Genomic DNA, 23,992 nt, shown 5'->3' with positions numbered 1-23,992 from the left:
GGTGTATTTTGTGACAAATACGACGTATTTTTTGTTTACTTGTCACTTCATCAGCACAGACATGGAATTCGGAAAAACGCCTAATCTCGATACGGTTAACTTCGCACTGCCACCGGGTGCGCCTTTCAACGCCCGCGTATGGGCAGCGGTTGAGCCAACGCCCCGTAACCTGAGTTGGCAACCGCAGGTGTACATAGGCGGGCCAATCTGGGCGAACAAGGATTATGTTGGCAAGGTGTATCCTTCAACTGCCAAAGAGCGTGATTTCCTGCATTATTACACCCGGCAGTTCAACACCATTGAACTCAATCTGACTCATTACCAGATTCCGACAGCGGGTATGATCGCAAAATGGAAAACGGAAGCTACCGGGTCGCCCGCCCGGCCCGGCTTTACGTATTGCCCTAAGTTTCCGCAGATTATCAGCCACGAACGCCTGTTGGTTGCTTCCGAGAGCCTGACCGACGAGTTTGTGAATGCTATATTGAGTTTAGAAGAGTTTCTGGGTATGTCGTTTCTGCAATTGCCGCCCTCGTTCGGGCCGGAGAAATGGCCGGTGCTGGAAACGTACCTGAAATCGCTGCCCGATGAGTTGGACGTGGCCGTTGAGTTTCGCCACCCCGACTGGTTTCGCCCCCAAATCTGGAACCAAACCCTCGAACGGCTGCACAACCTGCATCGGCACGTAGTGATTACCGACGTAGCCGGTCGGCGCGACGTGCTGCATATGGGTCTGAGCAGCCCCGTACTAACGCTACGATTCATTGCCAACGAAGGCCACCCTACCGACTATAGCCGCGCCGACGCCTGGGTGCAACGGCTGAAAACCTGGTTCGAGAAGGGGCTACAAACGGCTTATCTATTCATTCACGGCGGGGGCGACAACGACACCGCGCCCGAACTGATTCTATACTGGACACGGCAGCTCAACCAACACTGTGGCCTCAATCTACGCGAGCCGGTGCTACAGCCGAAAGTCGTGCAGGGTAGTTTGTTTTGAACTTAGCCGTCTTCGCCGAATAATTCGCTTGCTTTCATGGGGAAATGGTACGAAATTTGTCATCCGTTTCACGATTCCATGAAGCAACCGCGCGTTATACAACGTTTTTCGAGCCTGATGCTGGCTACTTTGCTGCTGTTTACGGCAGTTTGGGGTGCTGGCGGCATGGTGCAGCAACGGGCAGAGTTGACCAAGAAAGCCGCTGTTGAACACGGCAAAACGGGTAAATCAGCAGAGTCGCATTCACAGGATGCCCAACTAAGCGCGGCTGGCTTTGAAGCCGTTGTTACGCCCGCCACCTGCGTGGGCGGAGGCCACCAAACGGCCTTTCTACTGCCAGAACCTACGTTTGTGCTGTTGCTGCTGCTCAGTGTTGCGCTGTTGCGGCATTTTCAGTTTCCGCATTATTTCTTCTCGTATTTCCGACACGTTTTCGGAACGACTATTGCGCCCAACGCGCCGTAACGCACTAATCGTACCTACGGGCATCAGCCTGTACGATAATCACTCGCCTTTTGGCTACCCGAAGTAGTCATTACACAGACTGAATACAACCATCGGTCATTATCAATTTATTTTTTATCAATAGGCACGGGCTGAAGCCCGTCGGTACATTACATGCAAAATAGAACAGGAATTCTGATTCTGACGGGGGTTATTGCAGCGATTTGCATCTACTTCCTGTCGTTCACGTTTGTCTCGCGCAGCATCAAGGCCGATGCCGAGGCTTACGCGACCAACAAACAAGGTGTTGTTGACCGGGCTAAAAAACAGAAATACCTCGATTCGCTCTGGAAAGAGCCGGTGTATTTAGGCAGCACTCTCCAGGAGGTGAGCGAACGCGAATTGGGCCTGGGCCTTGACTTACAAGGCGGTATGCACGTAGTACTCGAAGTGTCGCCCGCCGATATTCTGCGCGGTTTGTCGGGTAATAACCGCGACCCAAAATTTGCAGAAGCCTTAAAACAGGCGGCTGAAGACCAGAAAACCAGCCGGACGAGCTTCGTCGACTTGTTTGTCGATAATTACAAGGAAATCTCGCCGAATACTAAACTGGCTACCCTGTTTGCTACGAGCGCGAATCGCAGCAAAATCAATTTCCAGTCGTCGGATACCGAAGTGCGGAAATTACTGAATGAAGAAGTGGAAGGTGCCATTACGCGGGCATACCAGATCATTCAGGCGCGGGTCGATAAGTTTGGCGTGGCTAACCCCAATATTCAGCGGTTGCCAGGTTCGGGTCGTATTCAGATTGAACTGCCCGGTGTTGACAATCCCGAACGCGTCCGTCGGCTGCTGACCGGTGCCGCCAAGCTTGAATTTACCGAAGTGTACCGCCTGAACGAACTGGCCCCGGCACTTGAAGGTATGGGTGCTTACCTGTTGCGCGAAGAAACTGCCCGAAAAGCGGCTGTTAAAACGGCTGCTACAACCGCACCGGCTACCGGCTCGGCGGCAAAAGGTACAAGCCTTGAAAGTCAACTGGCGCAGGGTGCCAAAAAAGATTCGGCGGGTACGGCCAAGAACGATACGGCGGCAGCAGCAGCGCAAAGCACGGCTCTGACACAGTTATTTCTGCCCGTTGGTCAGGATCAGTTAGGCGTTTATCTTAAAGACACGGCCCGCGCCAACGCCGTGCTGAATACCCCCGAAGTACGCAACCTCTTTCCGGCAGACGTCTTTTTTGCCTGGGATCGGAAGTCATTTACAACTACCGATGGGAAAGAAATTCTGCCGATTTATTTTCTGAAGAAGGCTGCTGGCCGCGCCCCGCTCGAAGGCGACGTGATTACAGAAGCAGCCAACGACTACGATGATCGTGGTCGGCCCGAAGTGACCATGAATATGAATGCCGAAGGTGCCCGCAAGTGGAAAAACCTGACGGCGGCTAACGTAGGTCGCCCGGTGGCGATTTTGCTGGATAACCTTGTTTACACGGCTCCGAACGTGCAGAACGAAATTCCGAATGGCCGTTCAAGCATTTCGGGCAACTTCACGGTCGAAGAAACCAAAGACATGGCAAACGTGCTGAAAGCCGGTAAGCTGCCCGCGCCGACCACAATTGTGGAAGAAAGCATCGTGGGAGCCACGCTGGGTTCGGAAGCCGTGAGCGCAGGCGTGTTGTCGTCGGTGATTGGTATTTTGCTCGTGTTGGCCTTCGTGGTGTTCTACTACAACCGCGCCGGTCTGATTGCCGACCTTGCGTTGTTCGTGAACCTGTTCTTCCTGCTGGGCGTAATGGCTTCGCTGGGTGCCGTGCTGACCATGCCCGGTATTGCTGGTATCGTACTCTCGATTGGTATGGCCGTTGATGCCAACGTACTGATTTTCGAGCGGATCAAAGAAGAACTGGCCGAAGGTAAAGGTTTTAAATTGGCCGTAGCCGATGGATTCAAAAACGCGCTGTCGTCCATTATCGACTCGAACGTGACAACCTTCCTGACGGGGGTAATTCTATTCATTTTCGGAACAGGTCTGATTCTGGGCTTTGCCACGACGCTGATTATTGGTATTCTGACATCGTTGTTTGCGGCTATTTTCATTACCCGCCTGATTCTGGAGTACTACATTCGCAATGGCAAAACGCTGTCGTTCAGTTCGTCGTGGGCGGCTAATCTGTTCAAAGACTCGAACTTCGACTTCGTATCACGCCGGAAGCTGTACTACACGGTATCGTCGGTCATTATCGCCCTCGGCGTCATCTCCATTATCTTCAAAGGTTTTGGCTTAGGCGTCGATTTCAAGGGAGGCCGTTCATATGTGGTGCGTTTTGAGAAGTCGGTTAGTACTGACGAGGTTCGGTCTGCTCTGGAGCCGGTGCTGGGTGCCGCGCCTGAAGTGAAGACCTACGGCGGCACAGGCATTGGAGCTAATCAGGTAAAAGTAACCACGCCATATCTGGTTGACGTAACCACGCCCGAAGCCGACAAACAGGCCGAAGCGGCTGTTTACAAAGGGTTGAGCAGCCTGAAAGGCAATCCTGCCCGCATCGAAAGTTCGCAGAAAGTTGGCCCAACCATTGCCTACGACATCATGACATCGGCCCTTTGGTCTATCTTGCTGGCCGTGGCGGTGGTGTTCGTCTACATCCTGATTCGGTTCAAGCGACTTGCTTTTGGGTATGGTTCTGTGGTAGCTCTGTTCCACGACGTACTCGTGATTCTGGCTATCTTCTCGATTTTTAACGGTATTCTGCCCTTCTCACTCGACGTCGATCAGGCGTTTGTAGGAGCTTTGCTGACGATTATGGGGTACTCGATGAACGATACCGTCGTTGTATTCGACCGGGTACGCGAGTACCTGAACGATAATCGTGGCAAGAAAGAAAGCATACCTACGGTTATCAACAATGCGTTGAACGCCACCCTGAGCCGCACCGCCGTTACGGGTTTCTCAACCATTCTGGTGTTGCTGGTACTGTTCATTTTTGGGGGCGAGACCATCCGTGGCTTCTCGTTCGCGATGCTGATTGGGGTAATTGTCGGTACGTATTCGTCGCTGTTTGTGGCAACGCCGATTGTGGTTGATGCGCTCAGCCGCGATCAGGACAAAGAAGACGCGGTCCCAGCCCGATTAGAAAAGAAAGCTGGATTCGACGCCATTCCGGCGGACTTCACGGACAAGCCGACCGAAACGCCTGAAGAATTCACGGAGAAAAAAGAGAAAAAAGTAAAAGCTCCGCTAATTAAGCCGTCGCAGAAATAAAAATATTGACTGGTTGAATGATTGAGTGATTGAATGCTTGTCTCAGACCAATTCATTCAACCACTCAATCATTCAACCAGTCAATATTTTTGTATCTTTCGCAACGTTTATACCTAACTTTCTTTTACAGAACGTCCTTTTTACCAAACTGAATTCTTTTCCTGCATGGAAACCCAAGTAAAACCAAGTGACACAACCAGCGTTTGGCGAAAGAAGCCGTTAGCGGCCTATGAGGCCGACATGAAAAAAAGCGAGCTGAAGCGGGTGCTAACACGCTGGGGGCTAACGTCGCTCGGCATTGGTGCCGTTATTGGCGGGGGTGTGTTTGTGCTCACCGGTATTGCCGCCAACGAATGGGCTGGCCCGGCGTTGGCCCTATCGTTCATGATGGCCGGTATAGCGTGTGCATTTGCCGCTCTTTGCTACGCCGAATTTGCCTCCATTCTGCCCGTTGAAGGATCAGCTTACGCCTACTCGTATGGCACTGTAGGCGAGTTGTTTGCCTGGCTTATTGGCTGGAACCTGATTCTTGAGTACATGATGGGAGCTACTACGGTAGCCGTAAGCTGGTCGGGCTACTTTGAAAAGTTTTTGCACCTGTTCAACGTTCATCCGCCCGTTTGGTTGATGAATGACCCCGTAACGGCGCAGGAAAAAGCCGAAGCCATGCGGGCGGCTGGTCAGGCTGTTCCCGATTTTTCGTTCGCGATCAACCTGCCCGCGTTTCTGATCGTTTGGGTGGTTACGTATATTCTGGTTAAGGGCATCAAAGAAGCCGCCAGTACCAACAACATCATTGTGATGGTGAAAGTAGCCACCGTAATCTTCGTGATCGTTGCGGGTGCGTTTTACGTCGATGTAGCCAACTGGACTCCGTTTATTCCCGACCCAGTGGTTGATAAAACCGGACAAACGCACTTTGGCTTCGATGGTATCGTGACGGCGGCTGGGATTGTTTTCTTCGCTTACATCGGTTTCGATGCCGTTTCGACACAGGCTGGCGAAGCGATTAACCCCAAGAAAGACGTTCCGTTTGCCATTATTGCTTCGCTCATTATTTGCACGATCTTGTATATTCTGGTGTCGCTCGTGCTGACGGGTATGGTTCGCTACGATGCCCTCGACCTGAAAGCACCCGTTGCGCAGGCATTTGCCGATCAGGGCCTGACCTGGGCTGTATACCTGATTACGATTGCCGCCATTGCGGGCCTGACATCGGTGATGCTGGTGATGATGCTCGGTCAAACCCGGATTTTCCTCGGTATGGCTAAAGACGGGCTGCTACCCCGTAACTTGTTCGCGTCCATTCACCCGACTTTTAAAACCCCCTGGAAAAGCACTATTTTCGTGGGTGCCATTGTCTCAACAGTAGCTGCGCTGACTCCTATCGACAAAGTATCGCAATTGTGCAGTTCGGGAACGCTGTTTGCTTTTGCCATGATTTGCGGGGCCGTGTGGTTACTGCGCGTCCGGGAGCCAAACCTCGAACGGCCTTACCGTACCCCCGCCCTGCCGGTCATTGCTACGCTGGGTATTCTGGCGAATCTTTATTTGATGTGGAATTTGCGGCACGATACCAAGCTGACCTTCTTGGTGTGGGGCATCCTGGGATTAATCGTTTACTTCCTGTATAGCCGCAAAAACAGTAATCTTAATGATTTGCCTGATTGACAGGTCTTAGCTCATTTGTATAACGGTCTCTGACACAACTGTCGGAGACCGTTTGTATTTAATGGCGTCCGAACATCGCGTCGAATGCCTTAGTTTTGCCTATTCATGGATATTCAGTACTCTATAGGCTATGCGATGGCCCTGCTGGTTGGTTTGGTCATTGGCCTGGCCGGGGGTGGAGGGTCGATTCTGACGGTGCCAATTTTCGTTTATGCGTTTGGAATTTCGCCCGTGCTGTCAACCACGTATTCACTGTTTGTGGTGGGCGTAACTTCGCTGGTAGGGTCAATCAGCCATCTCTGGCAAAAACACGTTGATCTGCGCGTTTCGGCGGCTTTTGCCCTGCCTTCGTTCGTGTCGGTTTACCTCAGTCGGCGGTTTTTGCTGCCCGCGCTGCCCGATCCACTCGTTCAATTTGAGACGTTTACGCTGTCGAAGCCGAACGCCATTCTGTATTTCTTTGTGGTGGTAATGGTGTTAGCCGCCCGCGCCATGATTCGCAGCGACCGGCCCGAACAGGGCGAAGCCGCCGACGGTAGGCCACGCTATGGCAATCTCGCGCTCGACGGCCTGGCCGTTGGTTTGCTGACCGGAACCATCGGGGCCGGGGGCGGTTTTCTGATTGTGCCAATGCTGGTGCTGCTGGCCGGGTTGCCTATTCACCGCGCCGTAGCAACGTCGGTGCTGATTATTGCCGTGAATTCGTTCGTTGGCTTCCTGGGCGACATCCAGCATACCCAACTGAACTGGAATTTTCTGCTGCCCTTTACGGGTTTATCTATTGTCGGGATTTTTCTCGGTATGTATTTCGCCCGTTTTGTGGCACCCGAAAAACTGAAAAAAGGATTCGGCTGGTTTGTGCTGATGGTAGCGGGGTATGTGATTTTGAAAGAAGTGTTATGATTATCGAACAGTTGTATACGGGGTGCCTGGCGCAGGGAGCTTATTATATCGAAAGTAACGGCGAAGCAGCTATTATCGATCCGTTGCGTGAAACAACGCCTTACATCCGCAAAGCCGAACGAGCCGGAGCGCACATAAAATACGTATTCGAGACGCACTTCCACGCCGATTTCGTATCGGGCCACCTCGATTTGGCAGCCAAAACCGGCGCAACGATTGTATATGGTCCCAATGCCAACACGACCTACGCCGTACATCACGCCCACGATGGCGAAATCTTTACGCTCGGCGATGTAACGATCAAGGTTTTGCATACGCCCGGCCATACGCCTGAATCGACAACCTACCTGCTGATTGATGAAACGGGCCGGGAACACGCCATTTTTACGGGCGATACCCTCTTCATCGGCGATGTAGGTCGCCCCGACTTAGCCATTAAAGGCAACCTGACGGAACATGACCTGGCCGGGATGCTCTACGACAGCCTGCATACCAAACTTATGCCCCTGCCCGACGACGTAATTGTGTACCCGGCACATGGGGCTGGGTCGGCCTGTGGCAAAAATATGAGCAAAGAAACTACCGATACGCTCGGTAATCAGAAACGCTTTAACTACGCGTTGCGGGCTGAAACGAAAGACGAATTCGTTGAAAAAGTTCTCGATGGCCTGACCGAGGCTCCGGCGTATTTCGCCGAAAATGCTCGACTCAACAAAGAAGGGTACGAATCTATCGATGCCGTTATGCAACGAGGCAGTCAGGCTCTGTCGCCAGCGATGTTCGAAGCTGCCGTGAACGAAACGGGGGCGTTGATACTCGACGTGCGTGATGCTACCGAGTTTGCCAATGGATTTATTCCGAACGCCATAAACATTGGCCTGAACGGACAATTTGCGCCCTGGGTAGGGGCACTGATTCCCGATCTGAAGCAGCCCATCGCGCTCGTGACACCCGTTGGCAAAGAAGAAGAAACCGTACTGCGGCTGGCCCGCGTGGGTTACGACAATTGCATAGGCTACCTCGACGGGGGCTTTGCGGCTTGGCAAAAAAGTGAAAACGAGGTAGACACGGTAGCATCAATCTCCCCGGCTACGTTTGCCGAACGCTGGCAAAATGCATCGAACTTTACCGTCGTTGATGTACGCAAAGCGGCAGAATTTGAAACCGGTCACGTGCGCGATGCCGAGAATATGCCGTTAGATAATATCAACGACCATATGGCCCAGCTTTCACGCCATGAACCTCTCTATGTGCATTGCGCCGGGGGCTACCGGTCGATGGTGGCAAGTTCGATTCTGAAAGCACGGGGATTTCACAACGTAATAAACGTGGAAGGTGGCATTGAGGCCATTAAAAAAACCAATGTGCCAGTGGTAGCAGCAACGACAGTCTGAACTACATCTCCCAGATAAAATCGTCTTTGTGTTCGTACCAGCCTTCGATGCGCGATGCGAAGGCTTTTTCTACCTCTTTTCGCTTCAGCTTCATCGTTGGTGTCATGCGATTGTTTTCTACTGTCCACGGCTCCTGCACGACAACGATTTTCTGTACCCGCTCGTAAGGTTTCAGAATTTTGTTGACCGATTGATGCGTCAGGCGTAAACTTTCGGCGACAATTGTTTTGTCTTCGGCGCGGGCCGATTCGGACAATACAATCAGCGCAACGGGTTGAGGCAGTCCCTGCCCTACTACACACACCTGCTCGATCAACGCATTATCGGCAAAGCGCAGTTCAATCTGGGACGGGGCTACGTATTCACCCTTACTTGTTTTGTACATTTCCTTAACCCGGCCCGTTATCCTTAAATAACCCTCCGCGTCAACCTCGCCTTTGTCGCCCGTGTGCAACCAGCCGTCAGTACCAAGGGTTTCGGCGGTCATGGCGGGTTCATTGTAATAGCCCAGCATGTTGTGGGGTGATTTAACGCAAATTTCGCCCGTGTCCGGGTCGATTTTTACCGTCACGGTGGCTAAGGCTTTTCCAACGGTCCCATCTTTAATGCCATTGCGCGGCATAACGCTGATGGTCGAGGTTGTTTCAGTCATGCCGTAAATTTCCTGCATGTGAATGCCTAAACGTCTGAACCACAGCATCAGGCTAACCGGCATCGGCGCGGCTCCTACCCCAATAAACTGCACCTGACCTAACCCTAAAGTTGTTCTGATCTTTTTCTTCACAATACCACTCAGAATGGGGATGCGCAACAGCAAATCGAGTCGTTTCTGCGGCATTTTCGCCAGAATACCTTGTTGAAACTTAACCCAAATGCGTGGCACCGACCCAAAATGCGTTGGCTGAACGGCAGCTAAGTTTTTAGAAAACGTGTCGATGCTCTCCGTGAAATGAACCGTTGCGCCTGTTGCCAGGGCCATATTGGCTAAAATACCACGCTCCGCCATATGACACAGCGGCAGATACGACAGCAACCGAATGGCTGGAACTTCTATTGGTACAAACTCTTTAAGTGAATGCAATACAAGAGCGAAACCGCCAAAGGTCAGCATCACGCCTTTTGGATTGCCCGTGGTGCCCGACGTATACACAATGGTCATAAGCTCATCGGGTGATGGTAGGGGTGAGTCGCTAAAGGGTATCTGCGACGTCATGACATCGGCCCATTGCACATGCGCTGGGTCGGGGTTGTACGTAGGAAACGAAACACAGATTACACCGTTCGGAACACCCGCCTTCATAGCGTTCCAGTTGTCTAACTTGCCGACTAACAATACGTTGCAGCCGCTATGTACGACTACCTGCTCAAGTTGTTCTGCCGTAAGTGTTGGGTAAAATGGCACCGACACATGGCCCGACAGCATGATAGCAATGTCGCTGATAAACCATTCAGCACAATTTTTAGACACCAGCCCAATGCGGCTTTTGGGCGGTAAACCCAGCGAATGCAGGTAGGCCGCTAACTTACGGGCCTGCTCACCAGCCTGCTGCCAGGTAAAGTCGAGCCAGGTATCGCCAAAGGGCTGCCGAAGAAAAATACGATCAGGCGTAGTACGCTCCCAATGATAAAAATACTCGACTAACGTGGTGTCGGGTTTGATTTTCATAACTTCCTGCTGATTACCAGAAAGTTATTTAAAATAATTGGCTAACGGCGACTAATTGAGGGAACGGTAAGCAACACGTCGTCGGGTTGAACCGACTAAAGCACCAACTGCTCAACCAAACGCTCCAGCATTTCGGCGGCATCGACGCATAAGCCCGGATGTACCGCCGATGGTTGCACCACCGTGCTACGGGCGGCTGTCAGCCACCGAAACCGTCCGGCAATCGGTAACTGACCAATCGGCCCGCCCTCACGCCGACCCGCACACACCCGCTCAAATGCCTGCAAACGCTCGTGCAGTTCAGATATGTCTACAGCACTCGAAAATGCCCGTAGCCGTTCTTCCTTAAGCGCAAATTTGGTTTGCAGAAATCCCTGCGCCGAACAATACAGAATAACGCCCACGTTCAGAAACTCTTCGCGTTCAACGCGCGGCACCACCCGAATTACGGCGTATTCATACAAGTGCATTCCGGGCATCGTTAGCAGCAGTCAAAAAGGTGTTGGAATGAGCCAGGCGGGTTTCTAAAAACCGGGCATATACCTCGCGCCGTTCGTCGGGCGTAGCGTCCGATTCGGCATCGGTCAGCCACTCGTCGGGTACGAGTGATACGATAGCCCGGATGCGGTCGGGTGTCAGGCGTTGGCGGAAGTCAGCGTCAACGGCGTCGAGTTCGGTAGCGCGGGGCAATAGGACGTGGTCTTTTATGGCTACGAAGGGCCGAACTGCCTGCTCTTCCCACGGCTGACCGGAATGGTGAAAATACAAAGCCGCGCCGTGGTCGATAAGCCACAACTCTTTGTGCCACATCAGCATATTGGTATTCCGGGCCGTTCGGTCAACGTTTGTGATAAAGCAATCGAACCATACGATTTCTGAGGCTAAACGGGCATCGATAGTGTTTAAAATCGGGTCGAACGTAATGGCTCCGGAGAGGTAATGCAGACCGAGATTCAGTCCTTCGCTGGCCCGGAGCAAATCCTGAATTTCCTCGTCGGGTTCGGTGCGGCCAAAGGCTTCGCTCAGCGTAGCGAACACCAGTTCGGGTACGCGCAAACCGATTGCGCGGGCAAGTTCGCCCGCAATGAGTTCGGCAATCAGGGCTTTGGCACCCTGCCCAGCCCCACGAAACTTCAGCACATACAGAAACTCGTCGTCGGCTTCGACGATGGCGGGCAACGAACCTCCTTCGCGCAGGGGCGTTACGTAGCGTGTTACGGCAACGGTTCGGAGTTGGGGCGGTTGTTGAGGCATAGAGCGCAACTTGCGGAAAACGACAGGTTAAATTTACCTTCAACCGATACTACTTACCTATCTCCATTTTTTTCTCCGGCAGCAGCACGAACCGGGCAACGTTGTCGGCCAGATACTTGTTAGCGGCTGCTTTCGTGCTATCGACGGTCACTTTATTCAACTGCTCGTTTTCGCGCAGAATTTCGGTCGGCTCATCCTGATTGAAATACTGACTTTGCAGATAGCCGAGCCAGAACTGATTGTCTTTCAACTGCACTTCAGTTTCGCGCCAGGTTTCGGCCTTAAACTTGGCAATGTCGCCCGGAGCGGCACCGTTTTGCTTGATAGTATTTATGATCTCCTGCGTTTTGGCAATCAGCTTCTCTACGTTTTCGGGCGCACAGCCGAAGCTGATGCGGAACGTGTAGCGCGGCACCGGGTATTTGCTGTAGCTGGCATTGGACCCAACGCCATAGACGCCACTCTCTTCTTCGCGCAGCTTTTCAATCAGCTTGATTTCCAGCACTTCGGCCAGGGCGTCTAATTGCGTTGTGGTCTCGGGCGACCATGTCAGGTCTCCGCTATACACCATCTGCACGGTAGCTTTCGGGTCGAGACCGCGATAAACGGTTTTGCTCAGTTGTCCCGCCGGAATCCGAATGCCGAGGTCGGTAAACTTCTCGGTTTTGCCAGGTGTGGCGGGCAGACCGCCGAGGTATTTTTCGATGAGCGGCTTAATGTTTTCTTCGTTGAAATTGCCGACGAAGAAGAACGTGAAATCGCCTGCATTGGCGAAGCGTTCCTGATAGATGCTGATGGCCCGGTCGAGATCAATCTTGTCTAAATCAGCCGGTTTAAGCGGTTGCCGACGCGGATTGTTCGCGCCCAGCGTGATCGATATTGTATCCTGAAACACCCGTTGGGGCGTGGGCGTGTTGATCTGATTTTGCAGCGCGTTTCGTTGGTTAGACAGGAACCCGGCCACCACGTCGGGATCTTTGCGGGGTTGTGTGAAATAGCTGTAGAGCAGTTGCAGTGCCGTTTCAAGGTCTTTCGGGGCCGCGCTGCCGTTGACGCCTTCGTTCAGCTCGCTCACAAACGGAAATACATTTACCTGCTTGCCAGCCAAAAATTTGCCTAACTGCACCTGACTGTAAGCACCCGTGCCGCCCATAGCCGCCAGCGTACTCGAAAACCGCGCCGATTGAAAATCTTTCAACTCGTAGAGCGACGTGCCGCCAAAACTCACTCCAGAAAATAAAATCTGGTCGTTCTTGAAATCCGTCGGTTTCAGCACTACCCGAACGCCGTTGCGGAGTGTCCATTCTGTGACGCCTATTTCTTTGATTTCGCGTGCGTTTGACACGGGCGAAGGCGTGGGCGGTGTTGCCACCAATGGCGCGTCGAGGGTTTTGTCTTCGTAAGGTTTGAGGTCTTTGCCCGCGCTATCGACGTAGCCGATAATCTGCTCAACGGTCGGCAGTTTGGCTTTATCTTTCTCCGGGGCCATCACAATCACGGCCCGGTTCTCGTTCCTGATAAACTGATCGACCAGCGTATTGACTTCATCGAGGGCAACGCCGGGCAGCACCTTTTTCGTGAAATCGAAGTAGAAGTCGATGCTTGTGTATGGCTCTTTATCGGTGAAATTCTGAACATATTCACTGACGAAATTAGCCGAGCGGGTTTTGTTACGTTCGCTATAACTCTGCTCCACGTTCGTGTAAAATTCCTGCTTGGCGCGGGCCAGTTCGGTAGCTGTAAAGCCAAATTGTTTTACACGGGCATTTTCGTCCAATACCGCCCGAATGGCCCGCTCTACATTACCTTCCTTCGCTACAGCAATGGACGTAAAGGCATCGAGATTGCCAAGAAAATCACTGTAATTGCTGTAGCCGCCCAGAAACGGCGGATTAGCCTGCTGCGTCAGTTCCTGAATCCGGTTGCCCAGCATGGTGTTGAACAGGCCGCGTTTGATGCTTTCGCGCAGGTCGTTGAGGGTCCGCTCTTTGATTTCGGGGCGTTTGTAAATCACCTGCACCACCGTATTCGGCTGTTCTGGGTCGGTCACAATCACCACTTTCGTATCTTTGTGTGCCGGAATTTCGTAGTCCCGGCGCGGCTTTGCGTTCTTAACCACCGGAATTCGCCCGAATTTCTCCCGAATCATCGCTTCGACTTCGGTCGCGTTAAAATCGCCCACAGCAATCACGGCCATAAGGTCGGGTCGATACCAATCTTTGTAAAACTGCCGCAGCGTTTCAGGCTTAAACGTCGTCAGCACCTGCTCGGTGCCAATCGGTAAGCGGTTGGCATACTGCGAATTGTTGAGTAAAATCGGAAAATATTTATCGCGCATCCGCTGACCGGCTCCGCGCCCAAGCCGCCGTTCTTCCAGAATAACGCCCCGTTCTTTTTCAACCTCTGCCGGGTCGATGGTAGCGTTGTGTGCCCAGTCTTCCAGAATCTGAAAAGCCCGCTCAAACAGCCGCGCCGAATCGGTCGGAACGGGCAGTTGATACACCGTTTCGTCGAAACCTGTGTAGGCGTTCAGGTCGGCTCCGAACCGTACCCCCGCCGATTGCAGGAAGTTGACGAGTTCATTTTTTGGAAAGTTTTTGGTGCCGTTAAAGGCCATGTGTTCCATAAAATGGGCCAGGCCCTGCTGCTCGTCGGTTTCGAGTACCGACCCCGCCCGGATCACCAACCGCAGTTCGGCCCGGTTTTTCGGCTCGGCATTTTTGCGGATGTAATACGTCAGGCCGTTTGGTAGTTTGCCCACCTTCACTGCCGGGTCGGTTGGGATGGGGGCATTGAGGTTGATTGCTTTGCTGGCCGGGCTTGCCGACCGAGCGGGGGATTTACCTTGTTTAGGTTGAACGGCTGGCTGCGACAAAGCCAGGGTTGTGCAGAGCAGTAAGCTCAGACAGGAGAAAAAACGTACCATACGGTCGTTGTAGAGGTTGAAATGCTGGTATATAACGATTCAGCTATCCGAAACGTTTATACTAGCCCGAAGGCCGACAGTTTTATGAACTCCCGAACGCGGGCATCGATTTCTTCCTGCGTCAGATTCATAATACGCTCAGCACCAAACTTCTCGACGCAGAACGACGCCATTGCTGAACCGTAAATAATGGCCCGCTTCATATTGTCGAACGAACTGTCGTCGGTTTGAGCTAAATAGCCAATAAAACCTCCTGCGAAGGTATCGCCCGCGCCGGTTGGGTCAAACACTTCTTCGAGTGGCAGCGCGGGAGCGAAAAAGATTTGATCGCCCTGAAATAGCAACGCACCGTGTTCGCCTTTTTTAATGATGACGGTGTTCGGCCCCATTTCGCGAATTTTGGCTGCTGCCCGTACTAACGAATACTCGCGGGTGAGTTGCCGGGCTTCTTCATCGTTCACTACCAATACGTCGACTAATTTCAGCAGTTCCATCAGGTCGGGATTGGCAATCTCAATCCAGAGATTCATCGTGTCCAGAACAATCAGTTTCGGGCGATTATGCAACCGCTCAATTACCAGCCGCTGTACCGTCGGCGATGTATTACCAAGCATCAGGTATTGGCAATCCTGGTAAGCATCGGGAATTTTTGGGTCGAAATCGCCCATTACGTTCAGTTGCACCTCCACCGTATCGCGGGTGTTCATGTCGTTGTGGTACTTGCCCGACCAGAAAAACGTTTTCTCTCCCTTCCGAATCTCCAGTCCCTGCGTATCAACGCCGTGGCTCTCCAGAATATCGATCATGCTCTGCGGAAAATCGTCGCCTACGACAGCTACGAGATTGTTTTTCTCCGTGAAATACGACGCCGACAGCGTGATGTAGGTGGCAGCACCGCCGATAATTTTATCGGTTTTGCCAAAAGGCGTTTCGAGCGCATCGAACGCAACGGAACCAACGGTTACTAAGCTCATTATTTTTCTTTCTTTCGCCCAATTACGGGGCAGCGTTTAAATGGTTTGGTACGGTCAATCAAATAGCGATAGGTCACATGGGTTTTGACGATAGTTGATCCTAACTGGCTCACGAAGCGCACCATAATGGGATTAAAATCGCCAACCCAGTTCATTTCGAGCGTATCGTACTGGAAATTCGGATTCGTATCGGCTTCGTGCGGCATCCGAAGTGCGATGGCCGCTTCGAGTCCCTTGCCCTGATGCGCCGGAGCCACGCCAAACACTACCCCGAAGGCTTTGCGGTTGGTTTTGCGGACAACGTGCCACAGAAATTTCAGCTTGCCTATCAGGTCTAATTTGCCATTAACATGCTTGAAAATCTGGTTCAGTTCGGGCAGGCACACGAAAAAGGCCACCGGCTCATCGCCGTGATAGGCGAAATAGATGATTTTCTCGTCAATAACCGGCTTTAGCTTCTGCATCAGCCCCTGCGCCTGTTCGGCAGTCATTTCTTTCACGCCCGCATGTTGGCCCCAGGCCGCGTTGTAGATATGCCGAAACTGCTCGGCGGCAGCGGGCAGGTCGCGCTTGTCAAGCGTGCGGAAGCTATACTCCGGATTTTCGTAGATACGCCGGGCGCGGTCTTTCACCGCCTGCGACATATCGACCAGTTTATCCCAGGTAGTTGGAATGCCAAACGTAAACTGTTTGAAATAATCCTGAAAGCCGTAGTTTTCAAAAAACGGAATGTAGTACGGCTTGGTGTAGGGCATACAGTAGTTCGGTTCGCGGTCGAACCCATCGACGAGCAAGCCCCACCAACGGTCACGGTCGCCGAAATTTATCGGCCCGTCTATGGCTTCCATGCCGCGTTCCTGTAGCCATATCCTGCCTGCGTCGAAGAGCGCGAAAGCAGCCTCCTGATTCTCGATGCACTCGAAGAATCCTATGCCGCCCGTAGGCTGGTCATTGTCTAAGCTGGCAATCTCGTAATCGACAAAAGCCGCTATTCGTCCGATGGTCTCGTCCCGGTCGTTCAGCAGTAGAAAGCGCGTGCATTCACCGTGGTCAAAGCGTTTGTTGCGGGCCGGATCGAACACCTCCTCCACGTCGGCATCCAACGGACGAATCCAGCACGAATCGTTCCGGTAGAGCCGCACGGGAAACTGAATAAATTCTTTCTGATACCGGGCGTTCGCGCCTACTTCGACAACTTGCATCTTTCAAGTGAAGAGTGAAAAATGCAAAGTGAAAAATGAATAACGCCCCGAACTTGCAGGCACTTTGCATTTTTCACTCTTCACTTTTCACTAAAAATTCCAGCAAAGATAGCGAACTTGAGTGGGTTCGCCGTTTTCCAAACCGGAATGCGTAATTTCGCGACATGCAACCCCTGAAGCTGTACAATACGCTTTCCCGCCAAAAAGAACTGTTCGAGCCGCTCAGTCCGCCCTATGTAGGCATGTACGTCTGTGGGCCAACGGTTTATAACTATGTCCACCTCGGCAATTCGCGCACGTTCCTGACGTTCGATACGCTCTTTCGCTACCTGACGCACATTGGCTACAAAGTTCGCTACGTGCGCAACATCACCGACGTGGGCCACCTCGTGGGCGATGGCGATGAAGGCGAAGACAAAATCGGGCGCATGGCGAAACTCGAAAAGCTGGAGCCAATGGAAATCGTGCAACGCTACACCAACGATTTTCATACTGTATTGACAGCGTTCAACATGCTGCCGCCCAGTATCGAACCCACCGCCACGGGGCATATGGTTGAACAAATCGAAGCCGTGCAGACGCTGTTAGCCAAAGGGTTAGCCTACGAATCGAATGGCTCGGTATATTTCGATATTGAGAAATATAATCAGCAGGGCGGCAACTATGGCAAACTGTCGGGCCGCATCTTAGACGATTTGCTGAACGAAACCCGCGAGTTGGACGGGCAGTCGGAGAAGCGCAACCCGCTCGATTTTGCCATCTGGAAACGAGCCTCCCCCGAACACATCATGCGCTGGAACTCGCCCTGGGGCGAAGGCTTTCCGGGCTGGCACCTCGAATGTACCTGCATGAGTACCAAATACCTCGGTAAGCAGTTCGACATTCACGGCGGTGGCATGGACTTGAAGTTTCCACACCACGAATGCGAAATCGCGCAGGGCGACGGGCTGACGGGCGTTGAGCCGGTTCGGTATTGGATGCACTCGAACATGCTCACTGTGAACGGGCAGAAAATGAGTAAGTCGCTGGGCAACTCGTTTCTACCCTCCGAGTTGTTTGCCGGTAGTCATTATCTGCTCGACCAGCCCTATAGCCCTATGACAGTGCGGTTTTTTATGTTGCAATCGCACTACCGCAGTACGCTCGATTTCTCGAACGAAGCCTTGAAAGCGGCCCAAAAAGGGTATCGACGCCTTGCCAACGGGCTGCGTATCGCCAAAACGTTACAGTATCAGGCCGACGAAACGGTGTCTGCCGACGAGAAAAAGCAGCAGGACATTCGGCAGGCGGTGCAGCAGTTCTACGACGCCATGAACGATGACCTGAACACGGCTGTAGCGATAGCGCAGGTGTTCACGCTACTCAAGTATGTGAATATGCTCTACGCCACTCAGCTACACCCGGCTGCGTTGGGCGAAGATGTGTTTATCCTATTGAAAGATTCGTTTGTTACATTAATGCAGGAGGTGCTGGGCTTACGCGAAGAAGGCACTGCCGATCAGCCCGTTGTCGATGGCTTGTTAACACTCTATCGCGAGTACAAAGAGCAGCGGCAATACGACAAGGTAGACCAGATTCGTTCGTATTTCAAAGCGCAGGGACTGGTAATTAAAGACATGAAACACCAGATCGACTGGGCGTATGAAGAGTAATATCATGACTAAGTCCACAATTTTTTTCCTGGCTCTGGCCTTAACCATTTCGGCCTGCCGCGAAAAACCAAAGCAGACCGACGCGACGCAAACCAACGAACAGCCCGCTCAGGTGACAGCCCCCGCTTTCAACGCCGACTCGGCCTATGCCTATATTGACAAGCAGGTGGCTTTTGGCCCTCGCGTACCTAATACGCCCGCACACGTTGACGCCGGTAATTATCTGGTTTCTAAGTTAAAGCAGTTTGGCTGTACGGTGACGGAACAGAATTTTGTGGCAACCACCTGGGACGGGAAGAAGCTGAACGCCCGCAACATCATCGGCAGCATCAATCCGCAGGCTACCAAACGAATTTTGCTGGCGAGCCACTGGGATTCGCGCCCGCACGCCGACAACGATCCTGATGCTGCCGATAAAAACAAGCCCGTAACAGCCGCCAACGACGGCGCAAGTGGGGTGGGCGTGTTACTCGAACTGGCCCGAACCATTCAGCAGGCGCAACAGAAACCCGGCGTAGGCATCGACATTATTTTCTTCGACGCCGAAGACTGGGGCAGTGGCGAAAAAGTAAAAGATGACTTTGAGCAAGCAAGTGGCAATCAGTACGATTACATGGGCTTCTGTCTTGGGTCGCGCTACTGGGCCAAAAACCCCCACAAGCCGGGCTATTCGGCCTATTACGGCATTCTGCTCGATATGGTTGGAGCCAAAAGCGCAACGTTTCCTAAAGAGGGCCACTCCATGCAGTTCGCTCCCAACGTAACAAACAACATATGGCAAACCGCCAGTCGGCTGGGCTATAGTCAGTACTTTGTTGATACCCCTGGCAGTGCTATCATGGACGACCACGTAGCTCCCAACACCATCGCTAAAATTCCGATGATTGATATTATTCATACCAACATTGGTACAGGCGGCTTCTTTCCGGCCTGGCACACCGCCGAAGACGATATGAGCAACATTGACCGGGCCACGCTCAAAGCCGTTGGACAAACTGTTTTGCAGGTGATCTATAATGAGTAGTGTAACGCGGCTGGGAAGCCGCTTTTGTAAAGATTTAGGAAGAAGCGGCTTTCCAGCCGCATTACGTATGCGCCCACTCACTACCATTATAGTAAGCATTCTCCTCACAGCCTGCGGTCCCGCACCAGATCAGCTTGGCAAACTCGACCTGAAAAAATGGCGGGGCGACCGGGGGGGGTGCAACGGTGTGCGGGCCGCGCTCGAACCTGACTTCCGCGCTGAAATAGAAAACATCCGGGGCAAAACAGCCAACTCCATCGGCGAACTGCTGGGTCGGCCCGACGTTAATCAGATTGCTGACCGGAATCAGAAATTTTACATTTATTTTCTGCAAAAAGGCCCGCAATGCGATAAAGCCGGTGCCAAATCACGAAGCCGTTCGGTAGCAATCCGATTCAGTGCCATCGGTTTAGCCACCGAAATTACGTTCCAGAACGGGATACCGTAAGTGATGTGTAATGCGGCTGGAAAGCCGCCGGTAAACACATTAACTTGAATAGACGAGCGGCTTTCCAGCCGCATTACGCTCAAACGTAAAACTTCTTCCGCTCTATCATTTCTTCGACTACCTCCGGCACCATGTAGCGGATGGAGCGGTTAGCTTTCAGGCTTTCGCGGATAAACGTGGCCGAAATATCCAACAAAGGAGCCTGAACCAGCCGAACGTTGGGGTGCGTTTTGAAAGGGCTGTCGGCAGCGCGGGGGCGCGGATACACGTACAGACCGTAGAAATCGAGAATAGCCTGATGATTTTTCCAGTTGGCAAACTGCTCCAGATTGTCTTCGCCCATGATGAGCGCGAACTGGTGTTGCGGATACTTCTCGCTTAGTCGCGCCAGCGTATCGACCGTGTAGCTGGGTTTAGGCATCGAAAACTCGATGTTGGTGGCTTTTAAACGGCTGTTATCGGCGATGGCCCGCTCCACCAAGTCGAACCGGTCGAATTCGTGTAATAGACTTTTCGTTTTCTTAAACGGATTCTGGGGCGATACCACAAACCAGACCTGCTCCAGGTCGGTCGATGTCGCCATTGTGTTGGCTATAATCAGATGTCCGATATGAATCGGGTTGAACGACCCGAAGAACAAACCTATTTTCATCAGTAGTTGTACCGTTGTAGGGTTATACCATTGTAGGGTTGCTTCGCAAAAGAAGGCTACAGCCCAACTTTACAACCATATAACCCTACAACTCTATAACTCTGTCAAATAACCGTTCCTTTGGCGGGCATTTTGCCTTCTCTGACAAAATCGTCGACCAATTGCTGGGCTTTGCGGTATGAGGTTTCCAGATCGTCGTTGACTAAAATAACGTCGAATTCATTCTGAAAACTCATCTCGAAATGCACTTTAAACAGCCGTTTCGACAGGCTTTCTTCCGTTTCAGAACCGCGTCCAATCAGGCGTTGACGGAGGGTTTCTTCATCGGGAACCTTCACGAAAACCGCCAGTGCCTTGTCGCCATAATATTCTTTTAGTTTTAGGCCACCCTTTACGTCAACATCGAACAGTACGTGTTTACCAGCCGCCCACAGCCGTTCGATTTCAGACTTTAATGTGCCATAAAATGCGCCAACATACACCTCTTCCCACTCTACAAACTCGTGATTATCAATTTTCTGCTTAAACTCTTCGGGTGTCAGAAAATAATAATCTTTACCATTTTCCTCTGAGCGACCCCGGCGGTCGCGGGTGCAGGCCGAAATAGAAAAGCCGAGATTTGCGTTCCCGGCCAGCAAATGCTTGACGATGGTGGTTTTGCCAGACCCCGAAGGAGCCGAGAAGATAATGAGTTTGCCGTCCAAGTTTGGTAAACTGTTTAAAGTGAATTGGGGTAATCAGGGCCGTTTGGAACGGTGGTCTGATTACCCCAATTAGGTTGTGTTTTGGTTAGCTGAATGTAAGAATCTTGGCTTTGATGGTTGCCACTAACTGATCGGGGCAGCACCTTTTTTCCATTTTCTTGGTAAGCAACTCCTTGATTTCCTTCTCCAAATGATACATGCGAATGCAGGGTTGGCAGGTCTCTAAGTTATCCCGCAGGCGGGCGAGTTGCTGTTCGGTGGCTTCCCCATCCAGAATTAATTGTATCATCTTCAAGCAATCTGCCTGGTGATCGCAATGTTCTTTCATCGCAGGGCGAAGGCTGGATGAAGACGATGATGGCAACGACGTTTGCATTGGAAAAATTATATTTATTCCAAAAATAATAATACGTTAAGTTATCAGCAGAACCAATTTATGCGTAGAAAAAGTTCGGTTTATTCGTCACTTTCTTCATTATACCCCATCGAAGCCGCGTAATCACGCAATTTTTCTTTCAACAGGTTACGAGCGCGGTGCAATCTCGACCGGACAGTGCCAATCGGAATGTCCAGAATCTTAGCCATTTCCTCATACGTAAATCCTTCGATATCGCAGAGAATAATCACCGTTCTGAAGTCAACCGGTAATGAGTTTAGGGCGGTGGCTACTTCATCACCAATTAAATCAGAAACCGATTCGGCCCGCAGGTCGACGGTGTGCTCGGTTTCGGCATCTTCCGAATTATAGGTCGTTTCTACGTCCTGATAATCGACTTTAGCCGGTTCCTTGCTTTTTTTCCGATAATCGTTGATGAAGCTATTCTTCAGAATGCGGAACAGCCACGCTTTTGCGTTAGTTCCTTGCTCAAATGACGAAATAAACCGAAACGCCTTCAGGTAGGTATCCTGCACGAGATCGTTGGCATCGTCCTCGTCGTTGGTCAGCCGGAAGGCAAAATTGTACATGGAGTCAATGTGGGGCATGAACTCCTTGTTGAACACCTGATATTTCTGCTCGTCGGTATACCGACGAACGGGTGTTTCTGCCGCCGGTTGTTCAGCGGCATTGTCGCCTGGCAGTAATTGATCGTCGCGAGTTGGCGTATCTGGCATAACTTCGGGAATGGTCGCCATAAAAGTACGGGTTAATTGCCGTTTCCTATCGGCCCGGCTCAACGATTTCGATGCTGGCACCAAACCAGTTCGCTACGTGTTGTTCGTACTTTACTGCAAAAATCAATCCTTTGTTCAAAATAAAGGTTTAAAATCAGGCAATTATGCCGATTTGTCATGAACGTTTTGTAAAACGTCAGCGTTAGAACGGGTTTTAATTTTTTAGATAAGTAGTTGGAAAAACTTATACCCTATTGAATTAATCGTGACCCACTGCTGACACCGGAGAGGACGCAGAGGGTTGCGTATCTACGCCAAAATACCGCTTTAGCCATGACTGACTCGCCAGAATCTGCCAATCTGTCAAGAATTCGGCTTTGGTTTTGACCAGCGTATTAAAAATAATTGAATCGGGGGCAATCTGCCCGGCAGCAACGGCGGCTTTAATCTGAGGCAACGCGAACGTCTGCACCAGCCCATCGGCTCCGCGCACAGCCGCCGACCTGTCGAAAAAATCGATCCCAGCCTGCTGCCCAATCTGTTGAAGCGTTCGTACCGACGCGTCAATAGAACAGCCGCTCGGCAGGTTGTAGCCCTCATCGACGCCAATAACCACAAACCGATTCTCGATTACCTGCGCCGATGCCAGCAGCGGTTGCCCGTGTGCGGCCCACTGCTCCAACGCAGGTTGCAAAGCATTCTGAATCGTACTTACATCCGCATCCAAGAGCGGGCGATTGGCCTGATAGACCCACACGCGGGCTGTATCGGGCAAGTTGGCAAAGTTGGTGTACATATTCAGTCAACAGTTAGCAGCCAACAGCCAACAGTGAGATGTCCACTCAGTACGATTAACTGTTGGCTGCTCGCTGTTGGCGGTTCACTGTCAAAGTCCTTCCCCCTGCGCGATTAGCTCGGAGATATCATAGACCCGAACGCTGTCTTCGCGGTTCTGGTTCTTCACTCCGTCCGACATCATCGTCATACAAAACGGGCATGACACGGCGATGGTGTCGGCACCGGTAGCCAACGCTTCCTGCACGCGCTCTACGTTCACGTCTTTGTTGCCCGGTTCCGGCTCCTTAAAATACTGACCGCCACCCGCTCCGCAGCAAAGGCCGTTCGCTTTTACGCGCTTCATCTCGACCAGATCGGCGTCTAATGCAGCCAGCACCTCGCGCGGAGCTTCGTAAATTTTATTGGCCCGGCCTAAATAGCACGAGTCATGGAACGTGATTTTACGGCCTTTGAACGACTGCCCATCTTTCACGCGAATGCGGCCTTCGTCAATTAGTCCCTGGAGAAAAGTGGAGTGGTGAATCACTTCGTAGTTACCGCCCAGTTCGGGATACTCGTTTTTGAGTGTATTGAAACAGTGCGGGCAGGCCGTCACGATTTTCTTTACGTTGTAGCCGTTCAGCACCTGGATATTGCTCATGGCCTGCATCTGAAACAGAAATTCGTTGCCCGCCCGCCGGGCCGGGTCGCCAGTGCAGGCTTCTTCGGGGCCGAGTACGGCAAACTTGATACCTACGTGGTTCAGGATGCGCACGAACGCAACAGTAACGCGCTTGTACCGATCATCGAACGAACCAGCACAACCAACCCAGAACAAGACCTCAGGTTCGTCGCCAGCGGCCATCATGTCGGCCATTGTCGGCACGGTGTATGTTTTTTCAGTTGTCATCATTATCAAGTTGTAGA

General features: G+C 52.0%; 21 protein-coding genes. 9 read left to right on the top strand and 12 right to left on the bottom strand.

The features are described 5' to 3' along the window. The first annotated feature begins 61 nt into the window (after positions 1–61). From AWR27_RS20485 to AWR27_RS20460, 6 genes are all read left to right on the top strand, one after another. Positions 62–1,000, top strand: coding sequence for a DUF72 domain-containing protein (locus AWR27_RS20485; protein ID WP_077132910.1), 939 nt, complete (start codon positions 62–64; stop codon positions 998–1,000). Between the two features lie 78 nt (positions 1,001–1,078). Then, complete coding sequence (locus AWR27_RS20480; RefSeq protein WP_232325885.1) at positions 1,079–1,465, top strand: hypothetical protein; 387 nt, start codon at positions 1,079–1,081, stop codon at positions 1,463–1,465. A gap of 153 nt (positions 1,466–1,618) precedes the next feature. Beyond that, positions 1,619–4,705: a protein translocase subunit SecDF gene (gene secDF / locus AWR27_RS20475; protein WP_077132908.1), complete on the top strand. Its 3,087-nt coding sequence runs from the start codon at positions 1,619–1,621 to the stop codon at positions 4,703–4,705. Between the two features lie 165 nt (positions 4,706–4,870). Continuing rightward, positions 4,871–6,376: an APC family permease gene (locus AWR27_RS20470; protein WP_077132907.1), complete on the top strand. Its 1,506-nt coding sequence runs from the start codon at positions 4,871–4,873 to the stop codon at positions 6,374–6,376. Positions 6,377–6,481: 105 nt separating this feature from the next. Then, complete coding sequence (locus AWR27_RS20465; protein ID WP_077132906.1) at positions 6,482–7,279, top strand: sulfite exporter TauE/SafE family protein; 798 nt, start codon at positions 6,482–6,484, stop codon at positions 7,277–7,279. Next, on the top strand, positions 7,276–8,673 hold the full coding sequence (locus AWR27_RS20460) for an MBL fold metallo-hydrolase (protein ID WP_077132905.1): 1,398 nt from the start codon (positions 7,276–7,278) through the stop codon (positions 8,671–8,673). The genes AWR27_RS20465 and AWR27_RS20460 overlap by 4 nt, the downstream gene beginning before the upstream one ends. 1 nt (position 8,674) lies before the next feature. Here AWR27_RS20460 and AWR27_RS20455 read toward each other — a convergent pair whose 3' ends face one another. From AWR27_RS20455 to AWR27_RS20430, 6 genes are all read right to left on the bottom strand, one after another. Next, complete coding sequence (locus tag AWR27_RS20455) at positions 8,675–10,339, bottom strand: AMP-binding protein (protein WP_077132904.1); 1,665 nt, start codon at positions 10,337–10,339, stop codon at positions 8,675–8,677. 95 nt (positions 10,340–10,434) lie between these two features. Continuing rightward, entirely contained in the window at positions 10,435–10,818 is a 384-nt protein-coding gene (locus AWR27_RS20450; RefSeq protein ID WP_077132903.1) for a DUF3037 domain-containing protein, read from the bottom strand. Then, positions 10,796–11,593: a HipA family kinase gene (locus tag AWR27_RS20445; RefSeq protein WP_077132902.1), complete on the bottom strand. Its 798-nt coding sequence runs from the start codon at positions 11,591–11,593 to the stop codon at positions 10,796–10,798. Before AWR27_RS20445 ends, AWR27_RS20450 begins: the two co-directional genes overlap by 23 nt. Positions 11,594–11,642: 49 nt before the next feature. After that, a complete protein-coding gene (locus AWR27_RS20440) occupies positions 11,643–14,519 on the bottom strand; it encodes a M16 family metallopeptidase (RefSeq protein WP_077132901.1) in 2,877 nt (958 codons plus the stop codon). A 56-nt stretch (positions 14,520–14,575) separates the two neighbouring features. Further along, positions 14,576–15,493 carry a PfkB family carbohydrate kinase gene (locus AWR27_RS20435; RefSeq protein WP_077132900.1) on the bottom strand — a complete coding sequence of 306 codons (918 nt, stop codon included), beginning with the start codon at positions 15,491–15,493 and terminating at the stop codon, positions 14,576–14,578. Next, complete coding sequence (locus tag AWR27_RS20430; RefSeq protein WP_077132899.1) at positions 15,493–16,695, bottom strand: hypothetical protein; 1,203 nt, start codon at positions 16,693–16,695, stop codon at positions 15,493–15,495. The genes AWR27_RS20435 and AWR27_RS20430 overlap by 1 nt, the downstream gene beginning before the upstream one ends. Before the next feature lie 164 nt (positions 16,696–16,859). Here AWR27_RS20430 and cysS point away from each other — a divergent pair, with 164 nt between their 5' ends. The 3 genes from cysS to AWR27_RS20415 all read left to right on the top strand — a co-directional run bounded on the left by cysS (position 16,860) and on the right by AWR27_RS20415 (position 19,819). After that, on the top strand, positions 16,860–18,347 hold the full coding sequence (gene cysS / locus AWR27_RS20425; protein ID WP_077132898.1) for a cysteine--tRNA ligase: 1,488 nt from the start codon (positions 16,860–16,862) through the stop codon (positions 18,345–18,347). A 4-nt stretch (positions 18,348–18,351) separates the two neighbouring features. Further along, positions 18,352–19,371 carry a M28 family peptidase gene (locus AWR27_RS20420; RefSeq protein WP_077134113.1) on the top strand — a complete coding sequence of 340 codons (1,020 nt, stop codon included), beginning with the start codon at positions 18,352–18,354 and terminating at the stop codon, positions 19,369–19,371. 67 nt (positions 19,372–19,438) lie between these two features. Continuing rightward, positions 19,439–19,819, top strand: a complete 381-nt coding sequence (locus AWR27_RS20415; protein WP_077132897.1) for a hypothetical protein — start codon at positions 19,439–19,441, stop codon at positions 19,817–19,819. A gap of 79 nt (positions 19,820–19,898) precedes the next feature. On the opposite strand, the gene nadD is transcribed toward AWR27_RS20415, so the two are convergent. The 6 genes from nadD to AWR27_RS20385 form a co-directional block, all read right to left on the bottom strand. Then, positions 19,899–20,471, bottom strand: a complete 573-nt coding sequence (gene nadD / locus AWR27_RS20410) for a nicotinate (nicotinamide) nucleotide adenylyltransferase (protein ID WP_077132896.1) — start codon at positions 20,469–20,471, stop codon at positions 19,899–19,901. Positions 20,472–20,575: 104 nt separating this feature from the next. Then, positions 20,576–21,175 (bottom strand): guanylate kinase, encoded by a 600-nt coding sequence (gene gmk / locus AWR27_RS20405; protein WP_077132895.1) that lies wholly within the window; start codon positions 21,173–21,175, stop codon positions 20,576–20,578. Between the two features lie 85 nt (positions 21,176–21,260). After that, entirely contained in the window at positions 21,261–21,464 is a 204-nt protein-coding gene (locus AWR27_RS20400; RefSeq protein ID WP_232325884.1) for a hypothetical protein, read from the bottom strand. Positions 21,465–21,631: 167 nt separating this feature from the next. Further along, on the bottom strand, positions 21,632–22,309 hold the full coding sequence (locus AWR27_RS20395) for a sigma-70 family RNA polymerase sigma factor (protein ID WP_198045047.1): 678 nt from the start codon (positions 22,307–22,309) through the stop codon (positions 21,632–21,634). A 238-nt stretch (positions 22,310–22,547) separates the two neighbouring features. After that, a complete protein-coding gene (locus AWR27_RS20390) occupies positions 22,548–23,084 on the bottom strand; it encodes a hypothetical protein (RefSeq protein ID WP_077132893.1) in 537 nt (178 codons plus the stop codon). A gap of 90 nt (positions 23,085–23,174) precedes the next feature. Beyond that, on the bottom strand, positions 23,175–23,975 hold the full coding sequence (locus AWR27_RS20385) for a (Fe-S)-binding protein (RefSeq protein WP_077132892.1): 801 nt from the start codon (positions 23,973–23,975) through the stop codon (positions 23,175–23,177). Between the last annotated feature and the right edge of the window lie 17 nt (positions 23,976–23,992).

It is taken from the genome of Spirosoma montaniterrae (genome assembly GCF_001988955.1).
Lineage (GTDB): Bacteria > Bacteroidota > Bacteroidia > Cytophagales > Spirosomataceae > Spirosoma > Spirosoma montaniterrae.
This window is presented reverse-complemented; position numbering and strand designations above follow the sequence as displayed.